Below are 14,236 nucleotides of genomic sequence, written 5' to 3'. Positions count from 1 at the left end.
TCCGCCCGGCACCGGCGTCATGGGTCAGCTGTCGGACTCGGCCAGCTGCTCCAGCTGCCACATCGAAATCATCAGACATCATTTGTCTGTTGTCAACCGTCTGCTGTTTACCTTCAGGGGTCGTGCGACGTACGCAGGCCCCGACAGCGAGAGAGAAAGCAGCGATCCGGAGGCGTTGCCTCGGACGACAACGCCCTCCGGCCCCCGGCCAGGAGTCGTATCTGTCCTGACCGATGCCAGCTAGTGGTCTTGCCGGGAAACAACCACCAGACGTACGCAGGTGCGGTCGCCGACACGATCGACGTCGATCGTGCCGCCGTGTGCCCGGGCGATCTCGCGGACGATGGTCAGTCCGAGGCCGCGGTTTCCGGATCGCGGCCAGGCGTCCTGCAGGAAGCCGTCGCCCTCGTCGGTGACCTTGACGACGGCGTTGCCGGACGAGGAGCTGACGGCGACCTCGATGTCGCCGGCGCCGTGCCGGATGGCGTTGTCGACGAGGTTCGACAGTGCCCTGTCGAGGCGGGTGGCGTCGCCGCGGACCTCAACAGGTCTCGGCGAAGTCAGCTCGATGTCGCGGTCTCCGGCGGCCGCCCGGAACCGCTCCACGACGCGTGCGGCCAGAGCCACCAGGTCGACCGGCCTCGACTCGATCGGCAGGGAGAGGTCTCCGGAACCAGCTCGTTCGAGGAGATCCTCGGCCAAGGCGATCAGGCGTCGCACCTCGTCGTCGACGGAGTGCAGAGCCTGCCTCCACTCCTCGGCAGTCCGCTGCCCGGCCAGCGCCAGCTCGATCTCGGTGAGCATCAGGGCAAGCGGCGTACGCAGGTCGTGACTGGCATCGGCGACGAACCTGCGTTCCCGCTGCAGACCGTCGTCGAGGCGTCCGATCATGGCGTTGAGGGTGAGTGCGAGGCGGCGCAGTTCGTCGTCGGCCTCCGGGACCGGGAGGCGTTCGCCGGCACTGCGCGCGGAGATCATGGCCGCGCGGTCGCGCATCCGCTCGATCGGTCGCAGTCCCGCCCCTGCGACGACGTAGCCGAGTCCGCCCGCCACGGCCAGAGCGAGCGGTCCGGCGATCAGCAGCTGGGTGCGCAGGGTCATGAGTGCCTCGTCCACGTCCTGTCGCGACGTACCCACGACCAGGTAGCCGTCCTCGACCGGCCTGACCAGAATCACGAGCCGCTCCCGCTCCGGCTCCTGCCGCCCCGCGGCCGCGGCGTCGTCGTCCAGGACCGTGACGGTGCGCTCGCCCCAGCCCGTCTTCGTCCGGCCGGATGCCTGGAGCTCCGCGACATCGACAAGCGGGTCCCCGACAAGCCTCGAGGACGCCCGTACGCCACCCCGTTCCGTCAGGACCTGGGCATGGACCTCGCCGCTGAGGGCCGAGACGGCTTCCATCCGGTCGCGCCCCGACGCCGACTCGAGCCGGTCCGCCTCGGCTCCCACCGAGTCCCGGAGGCGATCCTCCAGTGCGTCGCTCACCCGCACCTGGACCGCAATGCCGAGGATCAGGACCGCGACGCCCGTCGCTGCCAGGTAGGCGAGCGCGACCCGGGTGCGCAACGGCCACCGCGCCGGCGACCAGGCCGTCACGACGTCTCCGCGGTGAGTCGGTAGCCCACGCCACGTACGGTCTGCAGGGTGCTCACACCGAAGGGCCGGTCGATCTTCGACCGCAGATAGCGCACGTAGACGTCGACGACGTTGGAGGTGACGTCGTGGTGGTCGCCCCACGCCAGGGCGAGCAGCTGCTCGCGCGTGAGCACCTGGTCGCAGCGGCGCATGAGGGCCTCCAGGAGGGTGAGCTCCCGGGTCGACAGCGACAGCTCGGTCGGCCCACGCCAGACCCGCCTCGCCGCCGGGTCCATCCGGAGGCTTCCGACCTCCAGCGCGACCGGTCTCGGCACCGGGCCGCGGCGGGCGAGAGCGCGCATCCGGGCCAGCAGCTCCTGGAAGGCGAACGGCTTGGCCAGGTAGTCGTCGGCACCACTGTCCAGCCCCGCGATGCGGTCGGCGACCGCCGTGCGCGCGGTCAGCATCAGGATCGGGGTCCACACCCGCGCGGCCCGCAGCCGGCGACAGACCTCGAACCCGTCGATGTCGGGCAGCATGACGTCCAGCAGCACGACGTCGTACTCGCCCCCACGAGCCGAGGCGAGCGCCTGCGCGCCGGTGCCGACCGAGTCGACCACGCCGCCGCGCTCGGTGAGCCCACGGGCGACGAGCGCGGCGAGCTTCGCCTCGTCCTCGACCAGCAGCACCCGCACGTGCTCATGCTAGGCGCGCAGATGAGTGCCGGATGAGAGACTCATCGGCTCCTCATCCGGCGGCCGTAGCGTCGGTGACGTGAACATGAAACCGAACCACAAGCGCATCGCCGCGGCCACCGCGGTCGCGGCCTTGGTCACCGCCGGAACCGTCGGCGCCGCACGTGCCCTCTCCGGCGACGACGACGCCCGCGACCGACCCATCCCGGCCTCCGAGCTCGAGCGGGCCGAGCGGGCCGCACTGGCGGAGACCGGCGGCGGCACCGTCACCGGGACCGAGGTCGATGACGAGGAGAGCACGTACGAGGTCGAGGTGACCCTCGACGGCGGCAACCAGGTCGACGTCCAGCTCGACGAGGACTTCCAGGTCGTCGGCACCGAGGGTGACGACGACTCCGGCTCCGACGACTGACCAGAGGTCGTACGATGCCTCGCCTCGCCGTCGCCCTCGTCTGCTGTCTCCTGGTGGCCAACGGCTGCGGCACCCGGGGCGATGGGCTCCCACAGGCCGACGAGCCCGTCGACCTCGACCCTGCCGCGTTCACCGCGGAGGTCACGAACCCGTGGTTCCCGCTCGGTCCGGGAACTCGCTGGACCTACCGCGAGACGACCGAGGACGGTGAGGTCGTCGAGGTCGTCGTCACCGCCACCTCGGTGACCCGCGAGATCGCCAACGACATCACCGCCCGGGTCGTACGCGACACCGTCACCCTCGACGGCGAGATCATCGAGGACACTCTCGACTGGTACGCCCAGGACGAGGCCGGCACGGTCTGGTATCTCGGCGAGGACACCGCGGAGTTCGAGGACGGCACCCTCACCACCCGCGAGGGATCCTTCGAGGCCGGCGTGGACGCCGCCCAGGCGGGAGTCATCATGCCCGCCTCGCCCGATGTCGGGATGACGTACCGGCAGGAGTTCTACGAAGGCGAGGCCGAGGACAACGGCGAGGTTCTCGCGCTCGGCCAGCAGGTCGCCGTCCCCGCCGGGGCGTACGACGACCTGGTGAAGACCGCCGACACGACCCCGCTCGAACCCGACGTGCTGGAGCACAAGTTCTACGCACGAGGCGTCGGTCTGGTGCTCACGATCGACAAGGACGCCGGCGGTCGTGAGGAGCTGCTCTCGGTCACGCAGGTCTCCCCGGCGCAGGCCCGCCGCGCAGGAGAAGCACAGCTGGGTGAGCCTTACTGAGCGTCACAGGGCGATCTCCGGTCGCACCCGCTTGGGCGTCCAGACCCGCTGCCGGCGGGCTCCGTAGCTGGTCAGCAGCAGTGCGCCGACGAGGAACGCGGCCAGGACGAGGGCGTCGGCGACGACCCGCCCCGAGAGCCCCCCGTACATCAGCTGGCGAAGCCCGTCGACGGCGTAGCTCATCGGCAGTACGTGGTGGAGCGGGTGCAGCGGCCCGGGAATGGTCTGCCAGGGGAACGTGCCCCCGGCGGTCACGAGCTGGACGACCATCAGGACCAGGCCGAGGAACTGGCCAGGCGCGCCGAGGAGAGCGTTGAGCATGTGCACGATCGCGATGAAGGTCGCGGAGGTGAGCAGCAGGAATCCCAACGTGCCGAGCCAGTTCACCGGGGTGATGTCCACTGCGAGACCGACGACCACGAGCACGACAACCATCTGCGCGACGCCGATGAGCGCCGGGGTGAGCCAGCCCCCGAGGGCGACCCGCAGCGGGGTCTGGTTGGCAGCCAGTGCGCGGGTCGAGATCGGCCGGACGAGCAGGAAGAGGACGTACCCGCCGATCCATGCACCCAGAGCGAGGAAGAACGGTGCCAGCCCGGCGCCGTAGGAGGACGCCTTCGCCTCGGAGACCGAGTCGATGGCGACCGGGTCGGCGATCGTCGAGGCGATCCGGTCGCGCAGCTCCTCGTTGGTGGCGGGTGCCTGCGCGGCGCCGTCCTGCAGCCCCTTCTTCAGGTCGCCGGCGCCGGTGGCGAGCTGGGCGGCACCATCGCGCAGCTTGGTCGCTCCGGTGCTGAGCTCGCCGGCGCCGTCGGCCGCCGAGGAGATCCCGGAGACCAGATCCGGCATCGCGGAAGCCAGCTGCTCGTTGCCGTCTGCCACCTGGTCGGCACCGGTGGCGAGCTGGTCGAGCTGGCCGGAGACGTCGCCGACGCGCTGGTCGACGCGGTCGAGCGGAGCGGAGCCGCGGTCGTAGACGGCCAGCACCTCGGCTCGCTGCTGCTCATCGAGCCCCTGCGCCTGGAGCCGGGCATCGAGGTCGTCCCGGTTCGACTCGTAGGCGGCGACGGCGTCGTCGACGGCGGTCGCGGCCCGCTGCCCGGTGGCGGCGATCTCGCCGTTGGCGTCGGCGACCTTGCGAGCACCGGTGGCGAGCTCGCGCGTCTTGCTGGGCAGGTCTGCGACCTTGCCCTCGATGGTGTTCAGGCCGTTCTCGAGATCGCCGGCTCCGGTGGCCAGCTTCCCGGCTCCGTCGCGCAGCGTGCCCGCGCCCTTCTCCAGCTTCGCGGCGCCATCGGCGGCCTTCACCAGACCCGAGCGGAGGTCGGAGATGCCGAGCAGGAAGTTGGCCGCGGCCTGCTCGGAGACCTCACTGGCGATGGCGTCGCGGACCTTGTCGGTCACGTTGGTCGCGATCGTGGTGGACAGGTAGGAGTTGGCGTCGTTGGTGATGACCTGGATCTGCGCCTGCTTCGGGTCGAGCCGCTCCGCGCCGGTCAGCGTCCGGGAGAACCCCTCCGGGATCCGCAGGGCGAAGTAGTAGTCGCCCTCCCGGATGTCCTTCTCCGCCGTGGCCGCGGAGACCTCCGACCAGTCGAAGTCGCCCGACTTCAAGAGCTTGTCGGCGACATCGCGCCCCGCGACGATCTTTGTGCCGTCGGTCGTGGTGGCGCCGGTGTCCTCCACGATGAGCGCTGCCGGGAGCTCGTCGAAGTGAGCGTACGGATCGTGGTTGGCGTAGAGGTAGAGCCCGGCGTAGAGCGTGGGGACGAGGACGAGCGCCACGATGACGAGCTTCGCCAGCCGCCCGGCCGTGATCCTGCGTAGCTCGGTCAGGGCGATACGCAGCGAGTTCATGCTTCCTCCGTCGGACCGATGGTGAACGTACGCACGCCAGCGGGGATGGTGACCGCACGACTCGCGGTGACCAGGACGCCGGGCCGGCTCTCGGAGTCGGCGAGGTCGTTGGCGATGTCGAGCCATTGCGCGACCGGCAGGCCGAGGCGCTCGGGGTAGGTGAGGACGAGGAAGCGGGTCCCGGGCCGCAGCAGCGCCATCCGCGCGAGGATCTCCAGGCGCGGCACCGGCGGGACCGCCTCCGTGGTGATGCCGGTCGCGAGGTCGTACTCACCCAGCCAGCCGTCGATGGCTGCCGCACTCGGCTTCTGCTTCGCCATGGCGAGCTCCTCGCCGAGGATCGTACGGAACGGCACCATCTCATCGGGCTCGGAGACTCCCGGCACGTCGACCAGCGCCACTGCGGCCTGCAGGACCCGCGGCGACGCGTCACCGTCCAGCTCCACCCTGCCCGCGTCCAGCCGGAGCCGCCCGGCGAGCGCCAGGGCCAGAGACGTGTGCCCACCTCCCGGCGGGCCGACAGCCACCGCGACCTCTCCCCCGCGCAGCGTCAACGACGTGGTCGGGAGCAGATCCCGAGCCCCCTGCCGAACACGTACGCCGAGGGCTCGCAGCCTCGTCATCTCCTCGTCGACCGCGTCCTCGCTCATGACCAAACCCTGTCACCAAATGTCGGCAAAGACCGTCAGGCACAACGATCCCGCCGCAGCCGCACCGAGAACGTCGTACCGTGATTTCAGCCGTACGACCGACGTGAACGGAGGCTCCCGCGATGCCCGATACCGACGTGGTCGTGGTGGGAGCCGGTCTGGCCGGCCTGAGTGCGGCCGACAAGCTCACCGCTGCTGGGAAGTCCGTCGTGGTGCTGGAGGCACGGGACCGGGTCGGCGGTCGCACCGAGGGCGGAGTCGTCGAGGGGCACCCGATCGAGCTCGGCGGCACGTGGATCGGGGAGGGTCACACCGAGATGTACCGGCTCGTCGACGAGCTGGGCCTGAAGACCTTCCCGACCTGGAACGACGCGGGAGAGCTGCTCATCGACCTCGGCGGCAAGCAGTCCCGGCTCGGTCCGCAGAAGGGCGCCACGCCCAAGTTCAACCCGATCGCCCTCGCCGACCTCGCCCAGGGCCTGGCCCGCTACGAGAGGCTCGCGCGCACCATCGACGTCGAGCGTCCGTGGGCTCACCCCAAGGCCACGCTGCTGGACGGACAGACCTTCGAGTCATGGATCCGTCGCAACCTGAGGACGCCCACCGGTCGTTCCTACTTCCGCGTGCTGACCGAGGCCCTCTACTCGGCCGACGCCTCCGACCTCTCCCTGCTGCACACGCTCTTCTACACGATCAGCAACGGCGATCTCGAGACCCTCGCCTCCACCGACAGCGGCGCCCAGAAGGACCGCGTCGTCGGTGGATCGGTGCTGGTCTCACAGCGCCTCGCCGAAGGCCAGGACGTACGGTTCAGGTCGCCCGTGGCCCGGATCGTCCAGACCGGCGAGAGTGCCAGCGCCATCACCCGCGATGGCGAGAGCCACACGGCGCGACATGTCCTAGTCACCCTGCCTCCGACCCTCGCCGGGCGGCTCGACTACGACCCGATCCTTCCCGCCGGCCGCGACCAGCTCACGCAGCGGGTTCCGGCCGGGACGGTCGTGAAGTGCTTCGCGGCGTACCCGAAGCCGTTCTGGCGCGAGCAGGGGCTCAACGGCCAGGCGATGTCCGACCTCGGCCCGGTCAAGATCACCTTCGACGTCTCCCCTCCCGGCGCGGAGGTCGGCATCCTGATCGGCTTCGTCGAGGCCGGCGAGGCCCGCAGCTGGCAGCGTCTTCCCGACGGGGAGCGTCGCCGCGGCGTCATCGACTGCTTCGTGCGCTACTTCGGGAGCGGGGCAGCCACACCGATCTCGTACGTCGAGAAGGACTGGAGCGCCGAGGAGTTCACCCGCGGCTGCTACGGCGCCGGCTTCGGTCCCGGCGTCTGGACGAACTACGGACCGATCCTGCGAGAACCCGTCGGACGGATCCACTGGGCCGGGGCCGAGTACGCCACCGAGTGGAGCGGCTACATGGAGGGAGCCGTTCGCTCGGGTCTACGGACCGCCGAGGAGATCCTCGCCGCACCGGCCTGACCACAAGGCCTGTCAGGACTCGAGGAGCTGCTTGAGCTCGGCCAGGTCCTTGGTCGTCGCCCGCCGCATCGCCCGCTCCATGACCGGCGCAGCGACCCGAGAGAAACCGGACGGGTTGCCGCGGTTGCGCAGCGTCATCCGGGTGCCGCCCTCCCCCGCCGGCTCCCAGGTATAGGTCGTCTCCATCGGGAACGGTCCGTCGGCCGTACGCATCACGAGCCGCTCCCCCGGCACCCACTCGACCACCTCGTAGGTGTAGGCCAGCCGGCGCCCCAGGAACTGCGCGACGAAGTCCATCCTCGACCCGACCCGCACCGGCGGATCGGTGCGCCAGTCGACCGAGCGGATGTTGGCGTACCAGGTCGGGGCGTTGCTCGGATCTCCGGCGTACGCGGACACCTCGGCCGGCGATCGCCGGATCGTCGTCTCCACCAGCACGTCCACGCTCATGGCCCCATCGTCCTCCGAGATCGGGCCGTTGTCGTCCACCGCGGTCGGCGCCTGGGCGTTGAGCATTGTTCGTCCTGAAGACGACTCGGCCAGGGTCCCGATCTCTAGCGTATGTCGCGCACATTTCCATCTGCCGAGACTCCAGAAGGACTCCACCATGGATCGTCGCAACTTCCTACGTGCCGCCGTTGTCGGCGCTGGAACCGTCGCCTTCGGGTTCAGCGTCACTCGTCCCGCCATCGCCTACCCGGCCAAGACCGGACCGAGCCCCTATGGCGCTCTCCTGGCCGCCGACGCCAACGGCATCATGCTGCCCCAAGGGTTCACCAGCCGGGTGGTCGCCCGCTCGACCAGGACCGTCGCGAACACCGGGTACACCTGGCACAGCGCCCCGGACGGTGGCGTCTGCTTCGCCGACGGAACCGGCTGGATCTACGTCTCCAACTCGGAGATGAGCAGCGGCGCGGGTGGCGTGAGCGCCCTCAAGTTCGACAGCAACGCCAACATCACCAGCGCCTACCGCATCCTCGGCAACACCACCCGGAACTGCGCGGGCGGACCGACGCCGTGGAACACCTGGATCTCGTGCGAGGAGCACGACACGGGCTACAGCTGGGAGACCGACCCGTGGGGCGTCAAGCCCGCTGCCCGTCGTGCCGCGATGGGCCGGTTCACACACGAGGCCGCTGCCTGCGACCCGGTCCGCAAGGTGGTCTACCAGACCGAGGACAAGAGCGACGGTGGCTTCTACCGCTTCGTCCCGACCACCTGGGGAGACCTGTCCGCCGGGAAGCTGCAGGTGCTCACCACGAACCTCACCTGGGCCGATGTCCCCGACCCGGACGGCTCACCGACGCCCACGCGCGACCAGGTGTCGAACATGAAGCTGTTCAACGGCGGTGAAGGCGCCTACTACCGCAACGACATCTGCTACTTCACCACCAAGGGCGACAACAAGGTGTGGGCCTACAACGCGGCCGCCAACACCCTCGACGTCGTCTACGACGACAACCTGACCAGCAACCCGCCGCTCACCGGCGTCGACAACATCACCGGCGCCTCGGCGGGAGACCTGTACGTCGCCGAGGACGGCGGCAACATGGAGATCTGCATCATCACTCCCGACGACGTCGTGGCGCCGTTCCTCCGGGTCACCGGGCAGAGCTCGTCAGAGCTGTGCGGCGTGGCGTTCAACCCGGCCGGCAACCGCATGTACTTCTCCTCCCAGCGAGGCACCAGCGGTTCGTCCAGCGGCGGCATCACCTACGAGATCAGCGGGCCCTTTCGCTCGTAGCCGGCTGAACCACATGTGACCTCTGAAAAGATCCCCGGACGCGGCAACCCTTTGCAGGGTCTGTGACCACTAGGGGGCGGATCCAGGCCACGCCGTTGCCTGGATCCGCCTTCCTTCGGTGAAAGACATGCAAGGAGTACATCCCCCATGGACAACCCCACCAACCGCGCGCGCCGCGGGCGTTACCGCAGGCGATGGATCGCCACCGGTCTGTTGGTCGGCGTACCCGCCATCGTCGTGCCGTCAGTCCTGTTCGCGCAGGAGGCCGACCAGCCGACTCCCGCGCGCAGCGGCAGGGTGCTCGACCCCAACAGCTCCTCCACGCCCGACGGCGCCCGTATCCAGCAGTCGACCGACCAGCACACCGCGAATCAGCAGCAGAATCTGGTGAAGTCGGCCCAGCCCCAGGCGGCCGCGTCCGGACCGTACAAGTGGAAGAACGCGCAGGTGGTTGGCGGCGGTTACGTCACCGGCCTGGTGTTCAACCAGCGCGAGAAGGGCCTGCTGTACGCGCGCACCGACATGGGTGGCGCCTACCGCTGGAACGCGGCGGCCGAGCGGTGGGTCCCGCTGACCGACTGGCTCGGCGAGAAGGACTGGAACCTGCTGGGCATCGACTCGATCGCCACCGACCCCGTCGCCCCCAAGCGGCTCTACCTCATGGCGGGCACCTACACCAACGACTGGGCGGGCAACGGCGCGATCCTGCGCTCCACGGACCGGGGCCGCACCTTCAAGCGCACCGATCTGCCGTTCAAGGTGGGCGCAAACGAGCACGGCCGCGGGACGGGCGAACGGCTCGTGGTCGACCCGGCCAACCACGGCACCCTGCTGCTGGGCAGCCGCAAGAACGGCCTATGGCGCAGCACCGACTACGGCGTGACATGGCGCCAGGTCTCCTCGTTCCCCATCAAGAACGGCGCGAGCAGCGGCGCGGGCATCTCCTTCGTGACGTACGGCAAGGCCGGCAGCAAGACGATCTACGTCGGTGTCGGCGACTCGTCGACCTCCCTGTACCGCTCCACCGACAGCGGCCGCACCTGGCAGGCCGTGACTGGGCAGCCCACCGGCCAGATGCCGCAGCACGGTGTCGTCTCCGGTGACGGCTCGCTGTACCTGACCTACAGCAACAGCACGGGGCCAATGGACGCGACGGCGGGCTCGGTGTGGAAGTACACGCCGAAGGGCGGGGCGTGGAAGAACATCTCCCCATCCCAGGGCAGCTACGGGTTCTCCGGTCTGGCCGTCGACCCGCGCAAGCCCTCCACGGTGATGGTCACCACCCTCGACCGCTGGTGGCCCGAGGACGAGATCTACCGCAGCACCGACGGCGGCGGGCACTGGAAGGCGCTGGCCGACAAGTCCAAGCGCAGCGCCTCCGGCGCTCCGTACGTCGGCACCCACACCGGGCACTGGATGACCGCACTGGCCATCGACCCCTTCAACTCCGGGCACGTGCTGTACGGCACCGGCAACGGCATCTGGCGCAGCAAGGACGCGAACGCCTCCGACAGCGGCGGTACCAGCCACTGGACCGTGGGAGCCCGAGGGCTGGAGGAGACCTCGCTGCTGGACGCGATCGCGCCTCCCGGCGGCGCCACCGTCATCACCGCCATGGGCGACCAGGGCGGCTTCCGCCACGGCTCCCTGACCAAGGTGCCCTCGGGTCGGCTGTCGAACCCGATGATGACCAACAGCACCGACATCGACTTCGCCCAGTCCAAGCCCTCGACGATGGTCCGGGTCGGCCATGGCGGCGATCAGGACGGCGCCTATTCCACCGACGGCGGCAGCACCTGGAACGGCTTCAAGGCGGAACCGGTTGCCGACGCCAACGATGGCCGTGTCGCGCTCGCGGCGGACGGCTCCACCATCGTCTGGACCGAGGCCGGCCAGGCCCCGTACCGCTCGACCGACAAGGGGTCCAGCTGGTCGAGGGTCAGCGGCCTGGGCACCGACGCCGTGGTCGTCGCCGACCGCTCCTCGGCCAAGACCTTCTACTCACTGTCCGGCGGCACGCTCTACGCCAGCACCGACGGCGGCGCGACCTTCACCGCCCGCGCCACCAACCTGCCCTCCGGCCGGCTCACGGCCGTGCCCGGCGTCTCCGGAGACCTGTGGATCGCCGGCAGTGACAAGGGTCTGCTGCACTCCACCGACGGCGGCCGGAACTTCAGCACGCTCAAGTCGGTGCAGTCCGCCTCCGCCCTCGGCTTCGGCAAGGCCAAGCCGGGCACCGGCTACCAGGCCCTGTACCTGATCGGCACCGTCGAGGACGTCACCGGAGTCTTCCGCTCCACCGACGAGGGCGCCACCTGGCTCCGCGTCAACGACAAGGCCCACCAGTGGGGCGCCATCGGCAGCGTCGGCGTCATCACCGGCGATCCCGACACCTATGGCCGCGTCTACATCGGCACCAACGGACGCGGCCTACAGTACGGCGCCCCGTCCTGACCCCACACCCCATCGAGTCCCGGGTCGGCCTGTCAGCAGGCCGACCCGGGACTTGGGCAATGGGCGGCAACCTTTTCGGCTCCGGCGGCAACTGCGCTGTGGAACATCGACTCGATCTACCGAACGGATGGACATGAGGACAACGAATCACGGCCCGGCGCAGCCGCTTCGCAAGCGCCGGCTGGCCATCGGCAATCCGCTGACGCTGCTGGCCGTCAGTGTTGTGGTCTGTCTGACCGCCGTGCTCCTCGTCGGGGGCAGCACGGACGCCTGGCGTGCCACCGACGAGTCCGCCACGGCTTCACAGGCCAGCGGCCCCGCCGATTCCGACTCTCCGACCGCGGCGCCCGACGCCACGATCGCATCGAGTCAGCCGCCGGTCACGAGCCCGTCCCCATCGCCCCGCCGTACCCGAAAGCCGTCGCCCGCCAGCAAGCCGCGCACACCTTCGAGCACCCTACGCACAAGCTCCGCGGAGTCCACCGGGTCGTTGGCCGGGCGGATCAAGCCCGGCATCCGTTACCGGGGCGTCGCGACCGCCTACGAGGCGGGGGACGGGAACGGGGCCTGCCTCTACGGCCCGTCCGACGACCTCATGGTCGCAGCGATGAACCACACCGACTACGAATCGGCCAAGGCATGCGGGGCGTACGTGCGGGTCCGCGCCGCCAACGGGGCTGCCATCACGGTGCGGATCGTCAACGAGTGCCCGTTGCCCTGCGAACCCGGGCAGCTCGACCTCAGCCAACAGGCGTTCGCCAGACTCGCCGACCTCTCCGTCGGCCGGCTCCCGATCACCTGGAAACTGCTGAGCCCCGCCGAGTCCGGCACCATCTCGATCCGGTACAAGGGTGGGTCCAGTCAGTGGTGGTGCGGTATCCAGGCGATCGGCCACCGCAACCCGTTGGCCACGCTCGAGGTGCGGACCGCCAACGGATGGCGCAAGCTGCACCGCACCGACTACAACTACTTCCTCGCCGAGGACGGCAACGGATGCGGCAGAGCGATCAGGATCACCGACATCTACGGTGAGCGGCTGACCATCGGCGGGATCGCCCTCGAACCGGACGTCGCGCAGCCGACCCGGGTCCAGTTCGCCCGGCACTGACCGTGCCGTCCGTCCATCGTCAGGACCCCGTCCACGGACGATCTCCGTCCGGCTGCGGGGTGAGGGGCGCTGCTACCCTCAGGCCGATTGTTAACGCGCACATCGCAGGGAGAGGGCAACCGCGGGAGATGCTCGCCTACGACGCGTCCGCAGAGTTCCACGACTTCTTCGAACGCCACTACGCCGAACTGGCCCGTCTTGCCCACCTCCTGACCGGCGAGAAGGATGCGGCGGACGACCTCGCTGCCGATGCGCTGGTCGCCCTGTGGCAGCGCTGGGACCGGCTGCGGGCAGCACAACACCCGGTCGCCTACGCCCGCGGCGTGGTGGCCAATCTCGCGCGGGAACGGATCCGGAGACGGGTACGCGAGCGACGGCGAGTAGCGCTGTTCTGGTCCCTCGGCACGGAACAGGTGGACGGGCCGGACGTTGCGGCTGTGCTGGACGTCCGAGCCGCGCTCACCCGGCTGCCGTTCCGCAAACGGGCGTGCGTGGTCATGCGCCACGCCCTCGATCTGTCGGAGAAAGACACCGCCGCTGCGCTGGGCATCTCGGTCGGTACGGTGAAGAGCCAGACCTCGAAGGGGATGGCCGAGCTGGAACGGATACTCGCCCCGAAGACGGTCGGCGACCTGGCTGCAGGAGGGAGGAACCGGTGAACGACGAGATCAGCCGACGGCTGCGAGAGGCCGCCGAGGCTCACGAGCCCAGCCGCGCAAGGATCCTGGCGCGCGTGGAGCGCGGCATGGCCGACCCCAGCGTCCGGCACCGCACACCTTCGATCGCCAGGTCATGGCCCCGGGCGGCGATCGTCGGAATCGTCGCTGCTGCCACCCTGGCGACCGGTGGTCTCGCTGTCGCTGCCGCCATCGGCGGAGCTCCGTTGCTGCCGGCCACAGCACCCGCTCCCACGGTCCCGTCCCCGACGGTCACGCCCCCGACCGTCACGCCCAGTCCGACGCCGTCCTCCGGCACCACCACCACTACCGGTCCGGCCCCCGCACCATCCCCTGCCCCCACCTGGGGCAGCGCGCACCCGACTCCGCCCGACGACAGCCGGGTCGAGGACGGACCGATGTGGTCCGAAGGCTCGCTGGACCCCCACAGCACGATCTACTGGGGTCAGAGCAACCTGACCCTCAAGACCACCAAGCCGCTCACCTCAGTCACCGTGGAGCTGCGCATCGCCCAGACCGGCGACGTGCGTAACACCGGCAGCTGGCAGACCGGACCGGACGACGACTTCACCGTCACCGTTCAGGAGTCCGACGGTGCGCTGCTCTACCGCTGGACCCTCAAGCCGGGCCGCACCGTGCCGGCCGGACAGCACGAGTTCGCCAGTCAGTACAACCACGCGACCGGCGTCCGCGCTGTCAAGCACGACAGCTACCACGTCGACGCCCAGACCTCAGGCCGTTCCACCTCAGTCTGGGGAGGGTTCGCCCCGACCCGGTGAGGACGGTCCCGCTGAAATACAACAAGAC

The 14,236-nt window shown here is 69.8% G+C and carries 13 protein-coding genes; 8 read left to right on the top strand and 5 right to left on the bottom strand.

All coding sequences use genetic code 11. The features are described 5' to 3' along the window. Nucleotides 1–240: 240 nt before the first annotated feature. Together ACIO3S_RS14850 and ACIO3S_RS14845 are read right to left on the bottom strand one after the other, a co-directional pair. On the bottom strand, nt 241–1,593 hold the full coding sequence (locus ACIO3S_RS14850; protein WP_400464873.1) for an ATP-binding protein: 1,353 nt from the start codon (nt 1,591–1,593) through the stop codon (nt 241–243). Beyond that, nucleotides 1,590–2,267, bottom strand: coding sequence for a response regulator transcription factor (locus ACIO3S_RS14845; RefSeq protein WP_400464870.1), 678 nt, complete (start codon nt 2,265–2,267; stop codon nt 1,590–1,592). Before ACIO3S_RS14845 ends, ACIO3S_RS14850 begins: the two co-directional genes overlap by 4 nt. A 79-nt stretch (nt 2,268–2,346) precedes the next feature. On the opposite strand from ACIO3S_RS14845, the gene ACIO3S_RS14840 reads away from it, so the two are divergent. Together ACIO3S_RS14840 and ACIO3S_RS14835 are read left to right on the top strand one after the other, a co-directional pair. Then, nucleotides 2,347–2,679: a hypothetical protein gene (locus ACIO3S_RS14840; protein ID WP_400464867.1), complete on the top strand. Its 333-nt coding sequence runs from the start codon at nt 2,347–2,349 to the stop codon at nt 2,677–2,679. Between the two features lie 14 nt (nt 2,680–2,693). After that, nucleotides 2,694–3,461 (top strand): hypothetical protein, encoded by a 768-nt coding sequence (locus ACIO3S_RS14835; protein ID WP_400464864.1) that lies wholly within the window; start codon nt 2,694–2,696, stop codon nt 3,459–3,461. Nucleotides 3,462–3,464: 3 nt separating this feature from the next. On the opposite strand, the gene ACIO3S_RS14830 is transcribed toward ACIO3S_RS14835, so the two are convergent. Continuing rightward, on the bottom strand, nt 3,465–5,318 hold the full coding sequence (locus tag ACIO3S_RS14830; protein WP_400464861.1) for a YhgE/Pip family protein: 1,854 nt from the start codon (nt 5,316–5,318) through the stop codon (nt 3,465–3,467). After that, a complete protein-coding gene (locus ACIO3S_RS14825) occupies nt 5,315–5,968 on the bottom strand; it encodes a hypothetical protein (protein WP_400464858.1) in 654 nt (217 codons plus the stop codon). Before ACIO3S_RS14825 ends, ACIO3S_RS14830 begins: the two co-directional genes overlap by 4 nt. A 122-nt stretch (nt 5,969–6,090) precedes the next feature. Between ACIO3S_RS14825 and ACIO3S_RS14820 the strand changes: the two genes are divergently transcribed. Then, the gene (locus ACIO3S_RS14820; RefSeq protein ID WP_400464855.1) at nt 6,091–7,446 is read left to right on the top strand and encodes a flavin monoamine oxidase family protein; all 1,356 of its coding nucleotides are present in this window, start codon (nt 6,091–6,093) and stop codon (nt 7,444–7,446) included. A 12-nt stretch (nt 7,447–7,458) separates the two neighbouring features. Here ACIO3S_RS14820 and ACIO3S_RS14815 read toward each other — a convergent pair whose 3' ends face one another. Further along, nucleotides 7,459–7,962, bottom strand: a complete 504-nt coding sequence (locus ACIO3S_RS14815; RefSeq protein WP_400464852.1) for an SRPBCC family protein — start codon at nt 7,960–7,962, stop codon at nt 7,459–7,461. A gap of 91 nt (nt 7,963–8,053) precedes the next feature. Here ACIO3S_RS14815 and ACIO3S_RS14810 point away from each other — a divergent pair, with 91 nt between their 5' ends. The 5 genes from ACIO3S_RS14810 (at nt 8,054) to ACIO3S_RS14790 (ending at nt 14,208) form a co-directional block, all read left to right on the top strand. Continuing rightward, nucleotides 8,054–9,190 (top strand): alkaline phosphatase PhoX, encoded by a 1,137-nt coding sequence (locus ACIO3S_RS14810; protein WP_400464849.1) that lies wholly within the window; start codon nt 8,054–8,056, stop codon nt 9,188–9,190. Between the two features lie 147 nt (nt 9,191–9,337). Further along, on the top strand, nt 9,338–11,644 hold the full coding sequence (locus tag ACIO3S_RS14805) for a carbohydrate-binding protein (protein WP_400464846.1): 2,307 nt from the start codon (nt 9,338–9,340) through the stop codon (nt 11,642–11,644). A 133-nt stretch (nt 11,645–11,777) separates the two neighbouring features. Beyond that, complete coding sequence (locus ACIO3S_RS14800) at nt 11,778–12,752, top strand: expansin EXLX1 family cellulose-binding protein (RefSeq protein ID WP_400464843.1); 975 nt, start codon at nt 11,778–11,780, stop codon at nt 12,750–12,752. A gap of 128 nt (nt 12,753–12,880) precedes the next feature. Then, a complete protein-coding gene (locus tag ACIO3S_RS14795; protein ID WP_400464841.1) occupies nt 12,881–13,411 on the top strand; it encodes a SigE family RNA polymerase sigma factor in 531 nt (176 codons plus the stop codon). After that, nucleotides 13,408–14,208 (top strand): hypothetical protein, encoded by an 801-nt coding sequence (locus ACIO3S_RS14790; protein ID WP_400464838.1) that lies wholly within the window; start codon nt 13,408–13,410, stop codon nt 14,206–14,208. Before ACIO3S_RS14795 ends, ACIO3S_RS14790 begins: the two co-directional genes overlap by 4 nt. Nucleotides 14,209–14,236: the final 28 nt, after the last annotated feature.

The sequence above is a fragment of the Nocardioides sp. NPDC087217 genome, from assembly GCF_044744805.1.
GTDB lineage: Bacteria > Actinomycetota > Actinomycetes > Propionibacteriales > Nocardioidaceae > Nocardioides.
Note: the sequence above shows the minus strand (reverse complement) of the source record. Positions and strands in the feature narration are given on the sequence as shown.

What these genes read in the sequence shown, in the direction of transcription:
- ACIO3S_RS14825 (WP_400464858.1), bottom strand. Translation starts at nt 5,968, where the DNA reads ATGAGCGAGGACGCGGTCGACGAGGAGATGACGAGGCTGCGAGCCCTC.
- ACIO3S_RS14815 (WP_400464852.1), bottom strand. Translation starts at nt 7,962, where the DNA reads ATGCTCAACGCCCAGGCGCCGACCGCGGTGGACGACAACGGCCCGATC.
- ACIO3S_RS14820 (WP_400464855.1), top strand. Translation starts at nt 6,091, where the DNA reads ATGCCCGATACCGACGTGGTCGTGGTGGGAGCCGGTCTGGCCGGCCTG.
- ACIO3S_RS14810 (WP_400464849.1), top strand. Translation starts at nt 8,054, where the DNA reads ATGGATCGTCGCAACTTCCTACGTGCCGCCGTTGTCGGCGCTGGAACC.
- ACIO3S_RS14795 (WP_400464841.1), top strand. Translation starts at nt 12,881, where the DNA reads ATGCTCGCCTACGACGCGTCCGCAGAGTTCCACGACTTCTTCGAACGC.
- ACIO3S_RS14805 (WP_400464846.1), top strand. Translation starts at nt 9,338, where the DNA reads ATGGACAACCCCACCAACCGCGCGCGCCGCGGGCGTTACCGCAGGCGA.
- ACIO3S_RS14835 (WP_400464864.1), top strand. Translation starts at nt 2,694, where the DNA reads ATGCCTCGCCTCGCCGTCGCCCTCGTCTGCTGTCTCCTGGTGGCCAAC.
- ACIO3S_RS14800 (WP_400464843.1), top strand. Translation starts at nt 11,778, where the DNA reads ATGAGGACAACGAATCACGGCCCGGCGCAGCCGCTTCGCAAGCGCCGG.
- ACIO3S_RS14830 (WP_400464861.1), bottom strand. Translation starts at nt 5,318, where the DNA reads ATGAACTCGCTGCGTATCGCCCTGACCGAGCTACGCAGGATCACGGCC.